General features: G+C 54.1%; 21 protein-coding genes, 1 tRNA gene and 1 riboswitch. Of the genes, 12 read left to right on the top strand and 10 right to left on the bottom strand.

From position 1 onward, the window contains the following. Positions 1 to 11 precede the first annotated feature (11 nt). On the bottom strand, positions 12 to 2,054 hold the full coding sequence (locus GT409_RS08645) for a PIG-L deacetylase family protein (RefSeq protein WP_160628702.1): 2,043 nt from the start codon (positions 2,052 to 2,054) through the stop codon (positions 12 to 14). Between the two features lie 242 nt (positions 2,055 to 2,296). Next, positions 2,297 to 2,980, bottom strand: a complete 684-nt coding sequence (gene deoC / locus GT409_RS08640; protein ID WP_160628701.1) for a deoxyribose-phosphate aldolase — start codon at positions 2,978 to 2,980, stop codon at positions 2,297 to 2,299. 117 nt (positions 2,981 to 3,097) lie between these two features. Here deoC and GT409_RS08635 point away from each other — a divergent pair, with 117 nt between their 5' ends. Beyond that, a complete protein-coding gene (locus GT409_RS08635; protein WP_160628700.1) occupies positions 3,098 to 4,045 on the top strand; it encodes an AEC family transporter in 948 nt (315 codons plus the stop codon). A gap of 2 nt (positions 4,046 to 4,047) precedes the next feature. Further along, positions 4,048 to 5,235, top strand: coding sequence for an aldo/keto reductase (locus GT409_RS08630; protein ID WP_160628699.1), 1,188 nt, complete (start codon positions 4,048 to 4,050; stop codon positions 5,233 to 5,235). Positions 5,236 to 5,243: 8 nt separating this feature from the next. On the opposite strand, the gene GT409_RS08625 is transcribed toward GT409_RS08630, so the two are convergent. Beyond that, entirely contained in the window at positions 5,244 to 6,071 is an 828-nt protein-coding gene (locus GT409_RS08625) for an alpha/beta hydrolase (protein WP_160628698.1), read from the bottom strand. A gap of 134 nt (positions 6,072 to 6,205) precedes the next feature. Between GT409_RS08625 and ppnP the strand changes: the two genes are divergently transcribed. Both ppnP and GT409_RS08615 read left to right on the top strand, forming a co-directional pair. Next, complete coding sequence (gene ppnP / locus GT409_RS08620) at positions 6,206 to 6,520, top strand: pyrimidine/purine nucleoside phosphorylase (protein ID WP_160628697.1); 315 nt, start codon at positions 6,206 to 6,208, stop codon at positions 6,518 to 6,520. A 251-nt stretch (positions 6,521 to 6,771) separates the two neighbouring features. Continuing rightward, positions 6,772 to 7,146 (top strand): hypothetical protein, encoded by a 375-nt coding sequence (locus tag GT409_RS08615; protein WP_160628696.1) that lies wholly within the window; start codon positions 6,772 to 6,774, stop codon positions 7,144 to 7,146. A 19-nt stretch (positions 7,147 to 7,165) separates the two neighbouring features. Here GT409_RS08615 and GT409_RS08610 read toward each other — a convergent pair whose 3' ends face one another. Beyond that, a complete protein-coding gene (locus GT409_RS08610; RefSeq protein ID WP_160628695.1) occupies positions 7,166 to 8,527 on the bottom strand; it encodes a DUF2851 family protein in 1,362 nt (453 codons plus the stop codon). 135 nt (positions 8,528 to 8,662) lie between these two features. Further along, the gene (locus tag GT409_RS08605) at positions 8,663 to 8,947 is read right to left on the bottom strand and encodes an HPr family phosphocarrier protein (protein ID WP_160628694.1); all 285 of its coding nucleotides are present in this window, start codon (positions 8,945 to 8,947) and stop codon (positions 8,663 to 8,665) included. A gap of 101 nt (positions 8,948 to 9,048) precedes the next feature. Between GT409_RS08605 and pheT the strand changes: the two genes are divergently transcribed. After that, positions 9,049 to 11,442 carry a phenylalanine--tRNA ligase subunit beta gene (gene pheT / locus GT409_RS08600; RefSeq protein WP_160628693.1) on the top strand — a complete coding sequence of 798 codons (2,394 nt, stop codon included), beginning with the start codon at positions 9,049 to 9,051 and terminating at the stop codon, positions 11,440 to 11,442. A 265-nt stretch (positions 11,443 to 11,707) separates the two neighbouring features. On the opposite strand, the gene GT409_RS08595 is transcribed toward pheT, so the two are convergent. After that, on the bottom strand, positions 11,708 to 12,259 hold the full coding sequence (locus GT409_RS08595) for a hypothetical protein (protein WP_160628692.1): 552 nt from the start codon (positions 12,257 to 12,259) through the stop codon (positions 11,708 to 11,710). Further along, positions 12,180 to 12,593: a hypothetical protein gene (locus GT409_RS08590; RefSeq protein ID WP_160628691.1), complete on the bottom strand. Its 414-nt coding sequence runs from the start codon at positions 12,591 to 12,593 to the stop codon at positions 12,180 to 12,182. The genes GT409_RS08595 and GT409_RS08590 overlap by 80 nt, the downstream gene beginning before the upstream one ends. Positions 12,594 to 12,654: 61 nt before the next feature. Between GT409_RS08590 and GT409_RS08585 the strand changes: the two genes are divergently transcribed. The 4 genes from GT409_RS08585 (at position 12,655) to upp (ending at position 16,799) form a co-directional block, all read left to right on the top strand. Continuing rightward, positions 12,655 to 13,983 (top strand): replication-associated recombination protein A, encoded by a 1,329-nt coding sequence (locus GT409_RS08585; RefSeq protein ID WP_160628690.1) that lies wholly within the window; start codon positions 12,655 to 12,657, stop codon positions 13,981 to 13,983. Beyond that, positions 13,980 to 14,525 carry a 5-formyltetrahydrofolate cyclo-ligase gene (locus GT409_RS08580; protein ID WP_160628689.1) on the top strand — a complete coding sequence of 182 codons (546 nt, stop codon included), beginning with the start codon at positions 13,980 to 13,982 and terminating at the stop codon, positions 14,523 to 14,525. The genes GT409_RS08585 and GT409_RS08580 overlap by 4 nt, the downstream gene beginning before the upstream one ends. Positions 14,526 to 14,591: 66 nt before the next feature. Further along, positions 14,592 to 16,163: a ribonuclease Y gene (gene rny / locus GT409_RS08575; protein ID WP_160628688.1), complete on the top strand. Its 1,572-nt coding sequence runs from the start codon at positions 14,592 to 14,594 to the stop codon at positions 16,161 to 16,163. Positions 16,164 to 16,172: 9 nt separating this feature from the next. Then, positions 16,173 to 16,799: a uracil phosphoribosyltransferase gene (gene upp, locus GT409_RS08570; RefSeq protein WP_160628687.1), complete on the top strand. Its 627-nt coding sequence runs from the start codon at positions 16,173 to 16,175 to the stop codon at positions 16,797 to 16,799. Here upp and GT409_RS08565 read toward each other — a convergent pair whose 3' ends face one another. The 3 genes from GT409_RS08565 to GT409_RS08555 form a co-directional block, all read right to left on the bottom strand. Then, the gene (locus GT409_RS08565; protein WP_160628686.1) at positions 16,800 to 17,186 is read right to left on the bottom strand and encodes a Minf_1886 family protein; all 387 of its coding nucleotides are present in this window, start codon (positions 17,184 to 17,186) and stop codon (positions 16,800 to 16,802) included. Beyond that, the gene (locus GT409_RS08560; RefSeq protein ID WP_160628685.1) at positions 17,183 to 17,596 is read right to left on the bottom strand and encodes an HIT family protein; all 414 of its coding nucleotides are present in this window, start codon (positions 17,594 to 17,596) and stop codon (positions 17,183 to 17,185) included. Before GT409_RS08560 ends, GT409_RS08565 begins: the two co-directional genes overlap by 4 nt. Before the next feature lie 100 nt (positions 17,597 to 17,696). Further along, positions 17,697 to 17,771 (bottom strand) — tRNA-Glu (locus GT409_RS08555). Between the two features lie 104 nt (positions 17,772 to 17,875). Further along, positions 17,876 to 17,981: riboswitch (TPP riboswitch) on the top strand. Positions 17,982 to 18,137: 156 nt separating this feature from the next. Here GT409_RS08555 and thiS point away from each other — a divergent pair. The 3 genes from thiS to thiH are packed head-to-tail and all read left to right on the top strand — an operon-like array spanning position 18,138 to position 20,236. Continuing rightward, complete coding sequence (gene thiS / locus GT409_RS08550; protein WP_160628684.1) at positions 18,138 to 18,338, top strand: sulfur carrier protein ThiS; 201 nt, start codon at positions 18,138 to 18,140, stop codon at positions 18,336 to 18,338. After that, the gene (locus GT409_RS08545) at positions 18,338 to 19,102 is read left to right on the top strand and encodes a thiazole synthase (RefSeq protein ID WP_160628683.1); all 765 of its coding nucleotides are present in this window, start codon (positions 18,338 to 18,340) and stop codon (positions 19,100 to 19,102) included. Before thiS ends, GT409_RS08545 begins: the two co-directional genes overlap by 1 nt. Positions 19,103 to 19,117: 15 nt before the next feature. Next, entirely contained in the window at positions 19,118 to 20,236 is a 1,119-nt protein-coding gene (gene thiH, locus GT409_RS08540) for a 2-iminoacetate synthase ThiH (RefSeq protein WP_408647961.1), read from the top strand.

Below are 20,236 nucleotides of genomic sequence, written 5' to 3'. Positions count from 1 at the left end.
AGGCTGCATGATCATCTGCTGGACCGGACACGGTAAAAAGCATTGTTCGTATTGACGGGAATGCTCCAGATCACCGTGTCGCCCGCATTGGTCCATGTGATGAGATCCTCGGATTTTTCAAGCTGGAGCGCAAGCCAGGCGGTTCCGCCGCTTACTGCGAATGCCGCCTGCCCGATGCTGAGGTCCAGCACGGCATTCGATGAATACAGGTCGTAATCGGCTCCGTTGTCCCGGATATAATCAATGCGCCAAAGGTCGCTAACCAGGGGGTCCCCGCCGTTGATCACTTCCAGGCCGTCATTAAAGCTGTCGCCGTCGGTGTCGCTCAGGGCCGGATTGGTTCCGGCGCCGAACTCCGCGGCGTTGTCCAGCCCGTCCCCGTCCGGATCGGCATCCGGATCGGCGGCCTCCAAACTGGGAAAGTGAGCAAGCTCCCAATCGTCTGGAAGCTGGTCGTAATCGCTGTCGGCAAAGACGGTAATGTGTTCAAAGAAGTCACCGCGGGCCCATCCGACATACGAGATCTCTACGTTATCGGCATCGGGCGCAGTGAAGCTGGTCGCGGTATCGGCGCCAACGGTGCTCGACACCAGTCCCCACCATTCACTGGGATACGGCTCCCATCCGGCATCGGAGGTTTCATTGACTGCATATACCGTCGATGCATTCGTTGGAGTCCCTTGGTAAACGTGAAAGGCGAGCCCGATATCGGCGGCATCCATTGGCGTTATATCAGCTGTGGCGTCGGCATTGGTATCAATGCTTACATCCTGCCAGAAATCATGAAACAGCTGGTTGGTTGGATACATATGCAGATACAGCTTTTTCACCTGCCATGGCTGAAGGCCATCCACATAGTTGGTATCGGCTGCGAGTTGCACAGCATTGGTGGCTGTAATGGCGGTCGCTATGTGGTCGGAGTGACCATATTCCCCCTCCAGATCATGCGTTACTACGACGTCCGGCTGATACCGCCGAATCCAGTAGGTCAGCGTTTCCGCGGCCAATGCCTGCCCTTCAGTGATGTCGTCTCCATCGAGCACACCATCGGCCCAGGTATCCCAGGTCTCATCGAGGGATGCGTTCCATACATTATTATAGAAACGAGCGAATACAGGCTGGTTACGCAGTCCGTAGGCCCAGCAGGCAGAGCGAAATTCGGCTTCGTGTATTTCCGTTTCACTGACAAGTCCGCTGGTCATGGAAATGACTATTGTGGGTAGCTGCCGAACCTGCGTGTAATATGGAATCGCACCGCCAAAGAAAATTGCTTCATCGTCCGGGTGGGCATTAATCACCATCAACCGGGCCTTTTCGGGACGAGACTTCCATTCGTCGACCAGCGGATCGCTGCCCAGGGAATACTCCTGATGGTTTTGAAGTCCATCATCGTCAGGATCCCCAAGGTCTCCGTCATCGAAGTTGAAGGTCCCGCCATCATTCGGGTTGAGCCCATAATCGAATTCCCACCGATCCGGCAATCCATCGCCATCGGAGTCACTTTGCAGGATCGTCAAAGAGACAGTATCAAATCCGCCCCAGCTTCCGGAGGTTCCGGTGCGGCCGACCCGAACAGCAACGTTGGCGAAAACAGCCAGCTCATTCGTAAACACCAGGGTTTCATAGGAACCGTTGATCGTCGGCGTAATTTCCCCTGCGGTCCCGCCCGTAAACGTCTTGTTGGTCAGTTCGTGCCATTCGCTATCGTAATATCCGATCGCGATGGCGAAGACCGTCCCGCTCCCCGGGTTGGAACTCCAGTTCCCGGCCCGCACAGCCAGTCCATACACCGCATTGGTCTGAAGGACATCGCTCGAAACATACTCAGCCGTCCAGAGACTGTTGCTGCCGGCTGCTGAGATCATACCAACAGCCCCATAACCGTTGGTGACAGATTGAACGGATCCTGTAACGACGAACCAGTCCTCGATCTCGTCCATGGTGCTGCTGCCGGCCATCCCATCCAGTCCATCGACCGGATCACTATGACATATCGCAGCCAGCAACATGCTCAGTAGTATGCCTTTTTTGACCATCGGCTTGCTTTCAGTCAACTCACTTAATGCGTACCGTACTGTCCGGCAGGCCAGCTTGACTTAAAAAGTAAAAAAAAAATTCACATTAAGCCGTGCCGCCCGCTCATGGAGAACATTCTCATGCTACCGCCTCTGGTCAATCAATAAAAGCCGCTTAATAAAAACTGATCATCAGGCGAAAAGAAGATGCGCTTCTAAAATTCCAGGCAAAGAAAGGGCATCAGGCAAAATTTTCATAGGAAATCATTGTTTTGATCTACCTAATAGCCGGATCCTTCGGCTTGTCCACCCGCGCAAATTGCGGCGCTGGACGACCAGTTAACCCCGAGGCGGTGCACACCCATATCGATAAACATCTGGGCGCGTTCCGCGTCGCGGATGCCGCCGGACGCCTTCACCTTGATGCGTCCGTCCGCTATTTCGAGCATCAGCTTCACATCCTCTTCCTGTGCACCCGCGCCGTTGAAACCGGTCGAGGTTTTCACAAAATCGGCTCCGGCTTCGATACAAACCTCGGTCAGTTTTCGGATTTTATCTGCATTCAGACAGGACGTTTCAAAAATCACTTTCAGCGGTGTTCCAGCTGACTTCGTAACCGCGGACACCGCAGCAATATCCGCTCTCACCTCGTCCCACATACCAGATCGAACCCAGCCGTAGTTGGCAACCATATCGATTTCATGCACGCCCATTTCCACATAGCGTTTTGCTTCGTCGACTTTGGATGCAGAAAGCTGAACGCCGTGCGGAAAACCGAGCACAACACAAACTTTGGTATTGCTGCCGGCGCAGATCTGCTGAGCCAATTCGATGTCACAAGGGCGAACACATGCACTGTATGCATGAATCGCAACGCAGGTTTTTATCGCATTCCCGGCTTCCTCACGGGACATTTCCGGAACAAGCACAGCGGCATCAAAAGTTCGGCAGATCGGTCGACTCATTTTTTCCTCCAAGGTTCTTCCAAATCAGCTTCGGATTTTTTCCAATCATTGGAAAGTTCATTCTTTGAACCGAGTTAAAGCGAGTATAAGCGTTGCTTTTCCGAAACCGGATTTCTTATGGTTGCCGGCATGCACGTGCTGAACAGTCTCATCCCGGTCTTTCTGATCATCGCCTTGGGCAAGGCGCTGACCCGGGCGTCTTTTTTCAGTGCCGATCTGGGACGCAACCTCAACCGCCTTACCTACTGGATCGCCCTGCCGGCCCTGCTGCTGAACAAGATCACCAATGCAACCTTCAGCGCAAACGAAGTTTCGCGCATCTCGTTTCTACTGATTACCTCCACCATCTGCTCCGCGATCGTCGGCATCGTGATGGCCAAACTGCTGGGACTCAACCGCCGGCAGTCCGGTGCGTTTGTTCAGGGAAGCTCGCGCGCCAACAATGCCTTTGTCGGCCTGCCGGTTATTCTTTATTCGATGAGCGAAACCGCCCCGCGCATCGAAGCCTTGGCCACCATCGCTCTCGCCCCGGCGATTGTATTCTACAACATTTTTTCGATCACCGTTCTGCTGGCATACGGCAGCCGGGAAAAACGCCGTCCTGTGGCCACAGCCGCCCTGTTCTGTAAACAGCTTCTAACCAATCCGCTGCTCGTCTCGTGCGCCGCAGCAATTCTGTTGAACATGGTGGGTTTTCATTTTCCTTCGGCCATCGGACGTTCTCTCGCAACGCTGGGCAATTCTGCACTCGCACTGGCGCTGCTGAGTATCGGCACCTCTCTCTCCTTTAAAGGACTGAACCGGGGACTGCCGCTGTCTTTCCTTTCATCCGCCATCAAAGTATTCATCCAGCCGCTGATCGGGTTCGGGCTCGCGCGTCTGCTCGGCCTGTCGCCCCTCAACCGTCAGATTCTGCTGATCTATCTCGCCTGCCCCACTGCCGTAGCCAGCTTTGTGATGGCCGACATTTTCGACAGCGACCGCGACCTCGCCGGACACATTATCGTGGTCAGCACTTTGCTTTCCGCTATTTCATTAAGTATTATTATCGCTTTAGGAAGTTAACCATGTCTGTACCAACACGCCGATTCGGAAAAACCGAACTGCAAATGCCCGTCATCACCTGCGGCGGAATGCGCTACCAGCAGAGCTGGAACGATGAAACAAAAGACCGCGACTCCGTCACCGAGGACAACCAGAAAAACCTCGAAGCCTGCATTCGCTACGCGCTCGACCTCGGCGTCAGTCACATCGAAACCGCCCGCGGCTACGGCACCTCCGAATACCAGCTCGGCAAACTCCTGCCGACACTCCCGCGCGACGAAATGATCATCCAGACCAAGGTCGGCCCCAAGGATTCGCCCGCGGAATTCCTGGAAGCATTCGAAACGTCCATGAGCGCATTGAAGCTCGAATATGTCGATTTACTTTCCATTCACGGAATCAACAACGACGAAACACTCGAAAAAGCACTCAAAAGCATGCCCGCGCTTCAGCAGCTCAAAAAAGAAGGCCGCTGCCGGCACATCGGCTTTTCCACCCACGGGCCGCCGGACACCGTCGTCAAAGCCATCGAAACCGGCCTCTTCGAATACGTTAACCTGCACTGGTACTTCGTCTATCACCCCGTCAACTGGGCACCGGTCGAAGCCGCAACCAGACAGGACATGGGCGTCTTCATCATCAGCCCGGTCGACAAAGGCGGCATGCTCTACCAACCGCCCGTGAAGCTGATCGAAGCCTGCCAGCCGCTTACACCGATCCAGTTCAACGACCTCTACTGCCTGCGCCGCCCTGAGGTTCACACGCTATCCATCGGCCCGTCACGCCCGTCCGACTTCGTCGAGCACGTCGCCGCCGTCCAGGATTTGGAAGAAAAACTTCCAATGGTTGAAAAAATCGAACAGCAGCTTGTCCAATGTTTGGAAAAAACACTCGGCGCCGACTGGGTCCACCACTGGCACAAAGGCCTGCCGCGCCAGATCGACACGCCCGGCGATATCAACATTCCCGAAATTCTGCGGCTGTGGACATTCGCCAAAGGACTCGACATGGTCGATTTCGGAAAAATGCGCTACAACCTGCTCGGCAACGCCGAACACTGGTTCCCGGGGCAAAAGGCTGCAAACGTGGATGATGAGGCATTGAAGCCCTTTTTGGAGAACAGCCCGTTTGCTAAGGAAATCCCCGGCATCCTGCGCGAGGCCCACGCCCTGCTCAACGCCGAAGAACAAAAGCGACTGAGCGAATCATAGCGGAAGCATCAGTCGCCGAGGTGCTGCTGAATCCATTCAAGGAAAATTGGACAGGCAGCAATTTCCTGTCCCCCGCTGTGGCCGAGCCCTTCAAGTTCATAGATGGTCACATCGGGATGCCCAACGATCTTGAGCGTTTTGGCCATTAGCTGGTTTTCTTCCATGCGACCCGGCCAATCCTTATTTCGATCGCCAGTGATAAACAAAACCGGCGGCGCATCTTTCGTGCAGTGCTGAATCGGCGCGAACTCATCAATCACCGGAATTTTGGATGTATCGCCGCGCTCCGAGCGAACGGTGAAGTGAGTGGACATCATGCCGCTAATCGGAGCAATTCCAGCGAGCTGCGTGGTCCGGATGCCATGCGCTCCCAGCCATTGAGGATCGATCCCCACCATCGCCGTCAGGTAACCGCCCGCTGAAAACCCAGATACAAAAATTTTCTCCGGGTCGCCGCCATACTGTTCAATATTTTTGAACGTCCACGCCACCGCAGCGGCAGCATCCTGGATGTAAACCGGGCATTTCACTTTTGGGGACAAACGATAATTGACCGCAACAATGATTACGTTTTTCCCCTGCAAACCATTTGGAAAATATTTATCACCGGTTTTCATTCCGCCGCCATGAAACCAGACCACAACAGGAAGAGCCTCGGCGCCTTCCGGAACATACACATCCAGCCGACACCGTTCAGTCTGCAAAGTATCCGCCTGTTCCACTGAAATATTCGGATAAAAAATATTTTTCTCGATCCGCGGCGCAGCTCCCGTGACCAAAGAAAATCCAAACACTCCCAACAGTACAATTCTGATCCAACAACCTATCGTCTTCATTTTAATGACATCTCCAGTTTTCCATAGGCTACAAATCTGTTCCGACTGAAGCAATCTGAATGCGGCACCTCTTGTGAAATCGCTTTGACAATCCATTCGGGAAAACGGAGGTTTTCACGAACCCAGGAGCAAACATGTCCGAATTAAAAAACGTAACCGTCATCAAAAAAGCCAACGTCTACTTTGATGGCAAAGTCACCAGCCGAGCCGTCCTGTTTGAAGACGGCACTAAAAAAACGCTCGGCGTGATGCTGGCAGGCGACTATGAGTTCAACACCGACGCCGCAGAAATCATGGAAATGCTCGGAGGTGAAATGACCGTGCTCATCGCCGGCGAAACCGAGTGGAAAACCTATCAGGAAGGAACATCCTTCAAAGTCCCAGCAAACAGCTCATTCAGACTGAAAGTTCCTGTGTTGGCTGATTACTGCTGTTCGTACGTAAAATAATACCATAACAACCGTCGCTGTTTTTCAAAGTGATTCAACGGCATCGCCGCGACTTACAGTCGTAGGGTGCCGTTGTGTTGTTTTAGCAAAAGAAGCCTCACTCTAAGTACGCAGAAACGTCTCCTCCAATCGAACAAAAAAGGGCGGCAAAAAACTTCTCGAAAAAGAGAGATTTTTTTATTTATTTTTTTGCTTTCAAAGATTAAGGTTACACATTATTGTCCATCGCTTTTCATTAATAAGTTTGTGCAATGTCGTATCAGATCTCACATTCATATCAAGATGACGTGCTGCATATCACTGTCAGCGGGATACTGAACAATCCGGATACTCTGCTGGTCTGGCATCAGGTTGTTGAGATTTCGCACGGACACCGGCCTCGCGCCATTCTTCTTGAGTGTTCGCTCAATGCGGACCGGATTTCCATGGATCATTGTTTTGAACTCATCGATCGCCTGCCTCTCCTCTGCCGACTGCTGAATTGCAGGATCGCCATTTTCGGACGAAAAATCGAAGACGAAACACGAGATCTGCTCAAGTTTGTGGAAACCGCAACCCGGGACCGCGGAGCAAAAGTTAAACTGTTCGGCGCAATCGAAAACGCAAGATTCTGGCTGAAAAAATAGACGGAGATCTCATTCTCAATCAGCCAAGCTCTGAAATCCGTCCGGGCAGAATAAAATCGCTGTGAATCTGCAAAAGCCCCTGCCTGGCCATCGCCGATCGATAAAGCCTGGAAGAATGGTCCGGTCCAAACAAAATGTAAGCCGCCTCCTTAATCACGCTGTTCATCGACTCCGCCGGAAGCTTCCCCAACGCTGATCCCTCACCTTTGGCCAATCGATAAGGAACAAACACATTCAGCTCAATCGCCTGTAATCGCCCTTTTCCGATCAGCTCTGTCTTCTTTTCCTTGCCGGTCCATCCAATGCGCTGATTCCAGAAGCTTTTTTCCAAGGCTTGGAAAGCCGTTTCAGAACAAACGCTCTTTTCTTCCAAACATTGGAAAAAACCACCGGACACCCATTGCGCCAAAACACACAAACGGCGAACCGGGTGATTGAGCGGGCGCACCCCGGAAAAGTTCCAGTCGCTGCGATTCATGCGGATAACATCTTCCCAGCAATGCTCTTCATGCCACCAGCAATCCCATAATGACCGAAAATACGCTTTGGATTCCGTGCTCCACTTTGCACCCGGCTGCTTCGGAAGCAGGCCGGAAATCCCAAGCAATACCGCATACACCGTCTCCCAATCATCACCATAGCGAGCCAAAGCCGACAACGGCATCGTCTGGGCCAATTTTCGAAACGATACCTTATTGTTCTTGTAGCCCAGCGCTGCCGCAGTTTCTTCATAGACCGCCTGCGCCTCGCCGCGCTCCTGCATCAGCCATGCAAGACGCAGCGCCTTCTGTCTCATCCTCTCCATTCCGGCATTTTCCAGGGTTTGGGAAATCTCATCCGGTCTTTTTCCAGACATTGGAAAGTGCGAACTCGCCCGCGGCTCGCCGTAGGGATACGCCGTCACATCGATGCTGTCCAGGTTGATGGCGCATTGATCACTCAGCGAGATATGCACTGTTCCGGGAGGAAACTGAGAAGGGTTGACCGGCCCGGCAAACCAGGTGATGTGAAACCGAACGTCATCATAACGCGAATCGGTATGATGCCCGTGGTTTTTCCAATCACTGGAAAAAATGTGAATCTCTGCGTCGCCCGCGACACGTCGCCGCTCACGGCCAACCAGCAGGACAGCACCTCGAAAATCAGGTCCTGCTTCCAGATTCCAGCGACCGGGGCTCTCCACAGCCACCGGTTCGCCAAGGGAGGTTTTCAATGCCGAGGGGCGCAGGGAGTCATCAAACCACAGTGCCTGCACATGCCGTTCACTGTATGGAAAATAATACCCCGGCCCTTCCCGCAGTTCATTCGACCGGCAGATACGCCGATAGCCTGCTGCACCGGGAAACAACTCCTCTTTCACCTCGGAAGACCGATAAAACATGAGCTGTTTCTATCAGAGATTAATTTTCTTTCAAACACAGCAGTGTCAGATTTTTATCCCGTACATTTAAATGCATGGGACTGTTAACTTAAACAAACACCCGATCTATCGATATAAAACGGCCAAGAATCAGAGTTAACCACCCAGTCCCGCATTCGGGAAATCAAATTCGGTTTCAAACAGTTCCCTGAACTGATCGGCCACCTGCTCTTCATCCGGGCCCTCAACCTGGATATTGACCAGCGTACCCTGCGAAAGGCCGAGCATCATCAGATCGAGAGCCGATCCAAGCTGACAGGTTCCACCGGGAGAGAGAATCATGATCACAGCATCGACCTTCGCGGCCTCTTGTGTAATTACGGCTGTGGGACGACAATGAATACCGGCTTCATTTTTAATAACCGCTTTGCGCTCTACCATTCCCTGTCCCTTCTTGCTTGTGCCAAACGGGTCGCGTCGGGTATACAACCTCGCTCGACTTAAACGGAAAAGATAGCCAAGAATAACGGAGCTTTGCAATTATGAAATTCCCGCTCAGCTGGCTGAAAGAGCTGGTAGATTTTGAAGATACAATTGAGGGACTGTCCGACAAACTGACCTTTGCCGGGCTGGAAGTCGAAAATATTGAGACCATCGGCGGCACCTTTGAAGGCGTCGTGGTTGGAGAAATCAAAGCGATTGAACCTCACCCAAACGCCGACAAACTGCGGCTCTGCACCGTCGAATACGGCGCAGATGAAACAATGCGCGTGGTCTGCGGCGCACCGAATGTCGAAGTCGACGGAAAATATCCGTTCGCCCCGGTCGGCACCACCCTGCCCGGCGGGTTTACGCTCAAAAAAGCCAAAATCCGCGGCGAAGTCTCCATGGGCATGCTCTGCGCCAAGGACGAACTCGGCCTTGGCAATGACCACGCCGGCCTGATGGTTCTTAATGCGGACCTCGCACCCGGCACACCGTTTGCAAACCTGATGCCGCCGCCGGAAACCGTTTTCGAACTCGAAATCACCCCGAATCGTCCGGACTGCCTGAGCATCATCGGCATCGCCCGCGAAGTCGCTGCCATCTATGGCGCTGAACTCAGAATGCCGTCCATCGAACTCAAAGAAAGCACCGAAACGGCTGAGTCTCTCATCTCTGTGGATATTCAGGACGCCGAGCGCTGTCCCCGTTATACCGCCCGCGTGCTTAAAAACGCAAAAGTCGGTCCGTCGCCCGACTGGATGGTCGCGCGCCTCGAAGCCTGCGGTATCCGCGCCATCAGCAACCTCGTCGACATCACCAACTATGTGATGCTCGAAACCGGCCACCCACTGCATGCGTTTGATTACCATCTGGTCAAAGACGGTAAAATTATCGTCCGCCGTGCCGAGGCCGGCGAAACGTTCACCACGCTCGACGATGAAGAGCGCGAACTGACGGATGAAATGCTCGTTATCGCCGACCCTGAAAAAGCGGTTGCGCTCGCCGGCGTTATGGGCGGCGCAAACACGGAAATCAAAGACGACACCTCAACCGTCCTGCTTGAAGCAGCCACGTTTGAGCAGTCCGGCATTCGCCACACCGCCAAAGCGCTCGGACACTTCACCGACAGCTCCTACCGCTTCCAGAGAGGCGTCAACGCCGATACCGTCGAATGGGCCAGCCGCCGCGCCGCCGCGCTGATGGCCGAGCTGGCCGAAGCCGACCTCTGCGCAGGCGTCGTTGATGCCTACCCGGCACCGAAAACCAAAAACCAGGTTTCTGTCAAATGGGCCAACATCTGCAAGCTGATCGGCCTCGACGTACCCGTCGATGAAATGAAGAAAATCTTCCAGACATTGGAAATGGTCATTCTCTCCAGCGACGACGAAGGCGCAACGCTTGAAATCCCGACTTTCCGTGACGATCTTGTCCGCGAAGTCGACATGATCGAGGAAGTCGCCCGCATGTACGGCGTCGATAAAATTCCTGAAAAGCTGCCGACCGCGCAGGTCGTGGCCGGCGCACACGACGATCGCGTCCGTGCCATCACCGCCTGCCGCAAAAACCTGGCCGGACTCGGCGCACGCGAAATTATGAATTACACCCTGGTCAACCATCCGCTGCTCGACCTGTTCGGCAAAAGCGATGACCGCGAAGAGCTGCCGCATCCGATCAGCGCCGAACAGTCTGTGCTGCGCACCTCTCTGATCCCGCAAATGGTTGAAAGCCTCGGGCGCAACAAATCGCGCCAGATCAACAACGCCGTCTTTTTTGAAATCGGACGGACCTTCAGCAAAGGTGCGCAACAAACCGAAAAGGTCTGCCTCGGCGTAATGGGAACGCCCGGCCGCGCTGCGCTCGACTCGATGCGCGCCGTCAGCGAAGAAGAAATTTTCCTGTGGCTCAAAGGACTGACGGAACAGCTGCTGATCGCCCAGAAGGTCACCAAAGTGAAATTCCAGCCCCTGGAAAAACACGGCGCCTTTGAAGAGGGCCGTGCGCTGAAAGTAATGAACGGCAAAACCGAAATCGGCGTGATCGGGCTGATTAATTCCAACGCCCGAAAAGAATGGCGCCTGAATGATCCGGTTGCCGCAGCCGAACTCAATCTCGACCCGCTGATTTCCAATATCTGGAAAACCGGAACCGTCCAGGATATTCCGCTCTATCCGGCGACCGAACGCGACTTCGCCTTCATTGTCGACGAAGCCGTCCGGCACGAAGAAATCATCAAAGCGATCAACGGCGGTGCACCCGCCGAGCTGGAAAAAGTTGAACTGTTCGACATCTTCCGCGGCAAGTCGCTTGAGAAAGGTAAGAAGAGCATGGCATACAGCTTTGTTTATCGCTCGCCAAAGGGAACGCTGACCGACGACAAGGTCAACAAGTTCCATGAAGCGGCCGGGCAACGCGTCTGCAAGGCGACCGGTGCCGCGATCCGCGAAAGCTGACCTTGACCGGGTATTCTGTCAGGAGTACTATACTTTCAGAGGAGCGAAAGGAGCTCCACGACTGTTCTTTTAAAAATTTGCCCACCCGGATTATGAAGCTATATTTTCTGATCCGTTAAGCATTAAATAAAGGGAGCTTGGGACGGTTCGGCCGAATGTTCGACCGTTCAAGAGGGCACCCACCTAGTATTACTGGGTTCAGAAATGCGCTTCACCGGGTTTGGGCTCTTTTTACAGCCATTCCGAAATTTCGGAATGGCTTTTTTTATGGAATGGAATAGGACCGCAGTGTCCGGGACCCATACCCCAGCTGTCCAATCTGGGGATCATCAAACGTTACTGTACTTGTGTGTTTTATCTCTCCAACATCCTTGGCATACCACGCTTTGCTTTCGATCGTAAAAGAATACCCTAAATATGAGCCTGTCGCGGTTTCATCGAAACGAACCGTAACAGGAAACGATCCCGCAGGGACAGTCACTGCAGAATAATCAATATAAGCCGTTGATACCACAGACAACGTGCTGAACCCTGACTCAGGGGCCGGCAGAGTTTGCGGAGCACTTTGAACCCCTGGAGTGAAACTGTTAATCGGTGATGGATCAGGTTCGCTATAAAACACCTCCCCTTCAACCTCATTTTTATACCCAACACCAAAAACCCCGTCCGCTTCATGAAGAAGATACTCCGTTTCAACCCAATGCGTTGAATTGCTGTAAAGAGCCAGCTCCGCCACGCTATAGCCGTTTTTGGACGAAATTCGGTCTACCCGCTCCAGTTCCTGATAACTGCTGACATTGCCGTCGGCAATTTTCATACACGTCGTATAACCACTGGTTTCCGATCTGAAAAATCGTATTTTCAAACGAAACCGTGAATTCTGATGAGCGCATGGCGCGATAGAACTGACAAGACAGCCTTTCCACCCTATTTGTACAAACAATCTCGGCCCCCGCTCCAAAAATTTCTTTCTCCACGGGAGTCCAGTTTCTCAGATCTTCCGAACACTCAATGGTGTACTGCCAATCCTTTATGGACGGAATAGAGATTTCTGCATGACCCGAAGTAACATTTAAGGATACAGTATCATCAGAAAAACCGAGCGCACCCCATTGTAAAACAACACCCAGCAGATAAATTATCTTTTTCATATTTCGCAACCATTTCACATCGAACACACACAAACACGTACAGCATAATACTTTTTATAAAATGAACTTGTTTAAAGAAAGCGACAATTCAAACAAACCAAAGCCAGGCGCCGGCACTGCTCCACTGGCGGCGCGAATGCGTCCGCGATCGCTGGATGACATTATCGGACAGGACCATATTCTCGGCCGCGGCAAACTGCTGCGCCGCGCGATCGAAGCCGACCGCATTTCGAGCATCATTCTTTACGGCCCGCCCGGCTGCGGCAAAACCTCGCTGGCGGAAGTTATCGCACTGGCAACCGACCGCCGCTTTGAGCGCACCAGCGGCGTACTGGCCAATGTAGCGATTCTGCGCAAAATCCTGCAGGCGGCCGAAACGTGGAAAAAAATCCACAAACAGGACACGATCCTGTTCATCGACGAAATCCACCGCTTCAACAAATCCCAGCAGGACGTGCTGCTTCCCTACGTCGAAAACGGCGACATCATTCTGATCGGCGCAACGACGCACAACCCGTTCTTTTTCATCAACACGCCGCTCAACTCACGCTCGCAGATTTTCCAGCTCAACCCGCTGAGTCAGGAGTCGATCAAAGAGGTGCTGAGACGGGCACTGGAACATCCGGCAGGGCTGAATGAACTGGTCACCGTCGACGAAGAAGCGCTCGACCACCTGGCAAATGTCTGCGAAGGCGATGCGCGCCGTTCGCTCAACGCGCTGGAGATCGCGGCGTTGACCACGCCGCCCGACGAGGACGGAATCGTCCGGCTCACCAAACATGAGATCGAAGAATCGGTACAGAAAAAGGCCGTTTCGTACGACCATGACGAGGACGAGCACTACGACACGATTTCAGCCTTCATCAAAAGCGTGCGCGGCTCCGATCCGGACGCGGCAGTCTACTGGCTGGCCAAAATGATTTATGCCGGCGAAGACCCGCGTTTTATTGCCCGCCGACTGGTGATTCTGGCTTCGGAAGACATCGGCAATGCCGACCCGCGCGGACTGACGCTGGCAACCTCGGCCATGCAGGCGGTCGAATTTGTCGGCATGCCGGAGGGACGCATTATTCTGGCGCAGGCAACGACCTATCTGGCCTGCGCTCCAAAAAGCAACGCGAGCTATCTGGCGATAGACACCGCGCTCGCTGACGTTGAAAACGGACGCACCCTGCCCGTTCCAAAGCATCTGCGCGACGGGCACTACAAAGGGGCCAAAGAGCTGGGACACTCCGGATATCAGTATGCCCACAACGGCAAAGGGCACTTTGTCGATCAGGAATATGTTCCGACTGACAAGGTCTACTACACGCCAACCGATCAGGGATACGAAGAAACGATCGGCAAACGGCTGGCCTTCTGGAAGTCATTGAGGAAAAAGCGAACATGACAAAGGACCAAATCCGCGCGCAAATCGCCGCGCGCAAAAAAAGTTTCCAAACATTGGAAAAACCGAGCGGCGCGGCGCTTAAAAATGTCCAGTCTCTGGAGATTTTCCAGCAGACAAAAACAATCGGAACCTATATGCCACTGCCGGACGAAGTCGACGTCACACCCCTTTTTCAAGACCCGGACCATCAGTTTTTTATTCCGGCGTTCGATGAGACGATCGCAACGTACCGGATGGCCCAATACATGCCGGAGCTCAAAAAGGGAAAGTTCGGCATTCCGGAGCCGGAACATCCAGTCTGGGCCGGACCGGATGAGATCGACCTGATTCTGGTCCCCGGCATCGCCTTTGACTGCAGCGGAAACCGGCTGGGCCGCGGCGGCGGATTCTACGACCGGCTGTTGCCACAGTACCGCGCCATTCGCGTTGCGGTCTGCTTTTCTTTCCAAATATTGAAAAAAATCCCGGCCGAGCCGCACGACTGCCGAATGGACTTTCTGGTTACAGACTCGGAAATTCTTAAATTTGCGATGAACGGTTAGACATGAGCCTTTGTCGGAGCTATGTTAAAGACACGAAAATAAAAACTTTGAAACGAAGGAATTCAAATGGACAGCATGCAAATCTGGTGGAGTGAAATTCAGAGCCTTCTTCTCAGCATCGGCTTTATGGTGCTCGGCTTCTTTTTTCACGCCTTCATCACCCGTACCAATGCCATGGCAGCCAGCCAGCGAGGAAAAATCATTCTCGATGAGGCTGAAAAGAAGGCAAAAGCTATTGAGCACGAAGCCGAAGTGAAGGCCCGCGAAGAAGTGCTGGCTGCACGGGAAAAGGCCGAACACAGCCTCGACAAAAAGCGGCAGAGCATTATTGAGCTCGAAGATCGCGTGGTTGCCCGGGAAAAGGATATTTCCCGCAAACTCGAACTGCTGGAAACCAAAGACCGTACGCTGAGCGAGAAGCTGGACAAAGCGGAAGAACAGCAGGAAACGATCATTGAGCAGAAGAAAGTGCTCGACGAACGGATTGCGCAAGAAAATCAGCGGATTCAGGAAATCGCCGATTTTTCAAAGGATGACGCCCGAAAAATCATTATGGAGCAGATGGAGACCGAGCTGGAAGGGGAAATCAGCGGATTGATCCGTCACCAGCAGAAAACCGCTCATGAACAGGCCCGCGCTCAGGCCCGAGAAATCGTCTGCTCGGCGATTGAACGCTACGCCGGCGAACATGTATCCAATATCACGACAACGCAGGTGCAACTGCCATCCGACGATATGAAAGGTCGCATCATCGGCAAAGAAGGACGAAACATCCGCTCTTTTGAAACCGAGTCGGGCGTCAACCTGATTATTGACGAAACCCCCGGCGTGGTTCTGCTTTCAAGCTACGATCCGGTTCGTCGCGAAGTGGCCCGCGTGGCCCTTGAACGGCTGCTGGAAGACGGCCGGATCCATCCGGCCAGCATTGAACAGACGCTTGAAAAAGTCCGTTCTGAAATCAATGAGCTGATTCGACAGGCCGGCGAAGACGCTTTGTATAACCTGGGAATTTCCGGCGTAGATCCGGAACTGGTCAAGATTCTCGGCCGCCTGAAATACCGCACAAGCTACAAACAGAATGTACTCGAACATTCTGTTGAAATGGCCTCACTGATGGCCATGATGGCCGCGGACCTTGATCTGGATGTTTCAACCGCCAAACGGGTCGGAGTATTCCACGACCTCGGGAAAGCTGTTGACCATGAAGTGGAAGGTTCTCACGCAGTTATCGGCGCCAACCTGCTTCGGAAATACGGCGAAGAACCCATCGTCTACAATGCCGTTGCGGCGCATCACGATGATGTTGAAAAGAACAGCGTGTATGCTGTGCTCGCCGCGGCTGCGGATGCCATTACAGCAGCACGCCCCGGGGCCCGCCTTGACTCGACCGACCTCTACCTCGAACGCCTCGACAAAATGGAGAAAATTGCAAAATCCTTCAAAGGCGTCGACAAGAGCTATGCCATTCAGGCCGGTCGCGAATTGCGCGTCATTGTTGAAGGCAAACAGGTCGACGACAACCGTGCGCTGGTCCTGGCCCGGGAAATTGCAAATACCGTCCAGAACGAGGTGAGGTATCCAGGACAGGTCAAAGTCACCGTTATCCGGGAAACCCGAGCCATCGAATACGCCAAATAAGGAGCCGCCATGGGAACAGTCACTGAGCTCAATCATCCGCTGGTTCAGCATCACCTGACTCACCTGCGCGACAGTCGGACTTCGCCGCATATCTTCCGCGCGCAGGTCCGGCGGCTGGCGATACTGCTGGCGGAACAGGTCTGCCGGGATCTGCCGCTGAAAACCAAACAGATCGAAACCCCGCTTGAACCGATGGACGGGAAAGTGCTTTCCAGCCGCATCGGCCTGGTTCCGATCCTGCGGGCCGGACTGGGAATGACCGATGCCCTGCTCGACCTGCTGCCAACCGCCGAGGTCTGGCATCTGGGATTTTATCGCGACGAAGAAACCCTTCAGCCGGTGGAATACTACCAGAAATTTTCAAGCAGTCCGCCGGATGTTGTGTTCGTACTCGACCCCATGCTGGCAACCGGGGGTTCCGCCTCCGAAAGCATCAATATGATCAAGAAATGGGGTGCCAGCGATATCCGGATGCTGTCCATTATTGCGGCACCGGAAGGCATCGCCCGCGTCCGGAAAAAGCATCCGGACGTGCCGATCTTTGTCTGCGGAATCGATCGGGGGCTCAATAACGCTGCTTATATCCTGCCGGGCCTCGGTGATGCCGGAGACCGGATTTTCAACACGCTCAGCTGATCAGGACATCGAATGATGCTCCGCCGGCAGAAACGGCCGACGAAAGGCGTCCTCAAAATCGTAGCCGTTGGCAAAATCCTCGCGGCTGTCTTCATCCGTTTTCCCAAGCAGTCCGGTTTCCACCATATTGAAGACAATCTCGCCGACATCCTCAGTACAGGTGATTCCCCATCCTGCCAAGACGGTTTTACTCATTGGACCGAACTCTTTCAGTGCAAACTCACGAATACCGTCCAGCAGCTCCCGTCCGTCCACATGACGCGGCTTATCGAGCCGCCGAACCGTAAAATCCAGTCCCGCGCGGATAAATGCGTACGCTTCCTCCGCATATCGCAAATCGCGATTCAGGATATCCTTCAGAATTTCAGATGGATCCGTTTGGTTCATTCAGAGAGCCCTTTTCGAATTTTTTCCGCCAATTGCTCCATTTCTTCCGGATTATCGTAGCATTTGGCATTCCAGTTCCAGTGGTGGCCATCGTTTTCGAAGCGCGGAATCACATGGAAATGAAGATGCGGCACTTCCTGCCCGGCAGTCTTTCCGTTGTTCTGGATAATATTGACACCATCGGCCCCCAAAACGTTCATCTGCGCCGAAGCGACCTGCTTTGCCACCCGGATCAGCTTACACAGAACCTCATCGGGCGTTTCCGTGATCGGATCATAGCAGGTTTTTGGAATCACCAGCACATGGCCTTTAATAATCGGGCCGATATCCATAAATGCCAGCGTATCCTGATCTTCATAAACAATGGTCGCCGGAATCTCGCGATTCACAATTTTCTCAAAAATATTCATGCATGTATTCTAAACGGAACCGGTTGGGTTTTCCAAACACTGGAAAACAGAAAAGCACAAAAAAACCACTCCGATCACTCGAAGTGGCTGTCAAAAAAGTTGGTGACCCCTACGGGAATCGAACCCGTGTTGCCAGGATGAAAACCTGGAGTCCTAACCGCTGAACGAAGGGGCCTCCGTCAAAAGCGAGGGAGCAAGATAGCAGACTCGGCTCACGGCGCAACAAAAAATATTTATTTTTTTTACCTATTCATTTTCGGCCCCTGCTGGCATGCTCTTTCTCCGTTCCCGGGGTGCCGGTTACCACATGGTAAACGCGCTGAGATAATACCCGCAGAACCTGATCCGGCTAGTACCGGCGAAAGGGAGTGACATGTCGATACAACTCCCGTCGCGATGCGCCGGGAGTTTTTTGCGTTCCAGGAGGAACGCGGTAGAATGGAATATTGAATATTTGGATTCCTGGACTGGAGAAGCAAAACTTCCCATTCATCCGGCAATCCAACATTCCAGCATTCCATTCATAGAAATGGAGATTTTTATGAATCTGACAATTAACGGCAAAAGCCACGAACACACCGGTAACGGATCGGTAATCGCCCTGCTGGGCGAACTGGGCGCGACGCCAGAACACTCGGCCGTCACCGTCAACAGTAACATCATTTTTTCCAGGGATTGGAAAACGTTCAAACTCAACAACGGCGACGCCGTTGAAGTACTCACATTTGTAGGAGGCGGATAATGCTCAAACTCGGAAATATTGAATTCAACTCTCACCTGATTCTCGGAACCGGAAAATTTTCGGACACCGAAACCATGATCCGCGCCATTGAAGCGTCCGGCACCGAACTGGTGACCGTAGCCCTGCGCCGCTTTAACCAGGACAAGCCGGATGATGACCTGTGCGCGCCGCTTGCTCAGCTTAAAAACGTCAAACTGATGCCCAACACCTCAGGTGCCATGAACGCCAAGGAAGCCGTGCGTGCCGCGCAGCTCGGTCGCGAACTGAGCGGAAGCCCGTTCGTAAAGGTGGAGATCCATCCCAATCCGCACCATTTGATGCCCGACCCGATCGAGACCTACGCAGCCGCCAAGGAGCTGGCCGCCGACGGCTTCATCGTTCTGCCCTACATTCCGGCCGATCCCGTCCTCGCCAAAAGACTCGAAGACGCCGGCTGCGCGGCCGTCATGCCGCTTGGCGCAGCGATCGGCTCCGGCGGAGGCCTCTCCACCGCGGACATGATCAAACTGATCATCCGCGACAGCAACATTCCCGTGATTGTCGATGCCGGTCTCCGCGCACCATCCGAAGCCGCACGCGCCATGGAAATGGGCTGCGATGCCTGCCTCGTCAATTCCGCCATTGCCGCGGCCAAAGATCCCGCCGGAATGGCAAAAGCATTCGCCATGGGCGTCGAAACCGGCCGCACGGCCCGCAACGCCGGCCTCATGCCGAAATCCGATATTGCCATCGCCACCAGCCCTCTCACCTCCTTCCTCGGTTAAACAATGAATACTGTCATCGACACCCCCTACCCCACCACCGCCACCCTGCCAGACTGGCTCGATCCCACGCCATGGCTCGAACAATCTCACACTGCCGCCGATGTCCGCCATGCGCTCGGAACCGAAAGCCCGAACGAAGAAACCCTCGCCGCCCTGCTCTCGCCGGCTGCGGCTGAATTTCTCGAACCGATGGCCGCACGCGCCCAGGCGCTGACCCGCCGCCACTTCGGCCGCACTGTTCAGCTCTACGTTCCGCTCTACCTGTCGAGCTGGTGTTCCGGAGGATGCGCCTACTGCGGCTTTGCTTCCGACCGGCAAACCGAGCGCCACGCGCTGGATTACACCTCTGTTGCCAAGGAGCTCGACGCCATCAAAGCGATGGGGTTTGAGGAAGTGTTGCTGCTGACCGGCGAACGTTGCCCCAAGGCCGACGTGGATTACCTGCGCGACTGCGTCCGGATTGCAGCTCAGAAATTCCATAACGTCGCCATCGAGGTCTTCCCGATGGCCGAAGAGGAATACCGGATTCTGGCGGAGGCCGGCGCAACCAGCGTCACGATGTATCAGGAAACCTATCATCCTGAAACCTACGACCTCATGCACCGCTGGGGCCCAAAAAAAGACATGCTCAACCGCCTCGAAGCTCCGGCGCGCGCGCTGTCCGGCGGACTGCGCTTCGCCGGGCTCGGCGCGCTGCTCGGCCTCTCCGACCCGCAGTACGACATGCTCGCGCTCTACCGCCACGCCCGCCACCTGCAGAAAACCTACTGGCAGGCAGGCCTCACCATCTCCTTCCCGCGCATCCGCAACGAAGTCGGCGGATTTGATGCCCCCTACCCGGTCGATGAGAAAATGCTCGCGCAGATCATCTTCGCGTTCCGCATCTGCCTGCCGGATGTCCCGCTCGTGCTCTCCACCCGCGAAGGCGCCGCCTTCCGCGACGGCATGGCCGGGCTCGGCATTTCCAAAATGAGCATCGCCAGCAAAACCACTGTCGGCGGCTACGGCGACGCAGGCTCCGAAGAAGGCCAGTTCGACGTCAGCGATGCCCGCGGCCTGCACGAATTCTGCGACATGCTCCGTTCCAAAGACCTGGAACCGGTCTTCAAAAACTGGGATTCAACGTATCGTTAA

The sequence above is a fragment of the Tichowtungia aerotolerans genome, from assembly GCF_009905215.1.
Classification (GTDB): Bacteria; Verrucomicrobiota; Kiritimatiellia; order Kiritimatiellales; family Tichowtungiaceae; genus Tichowtungia; species Tichowtungia aerotolerans.
This window is presented reverse-complemented; position numbering and strand designations above follow the sequence as displayed.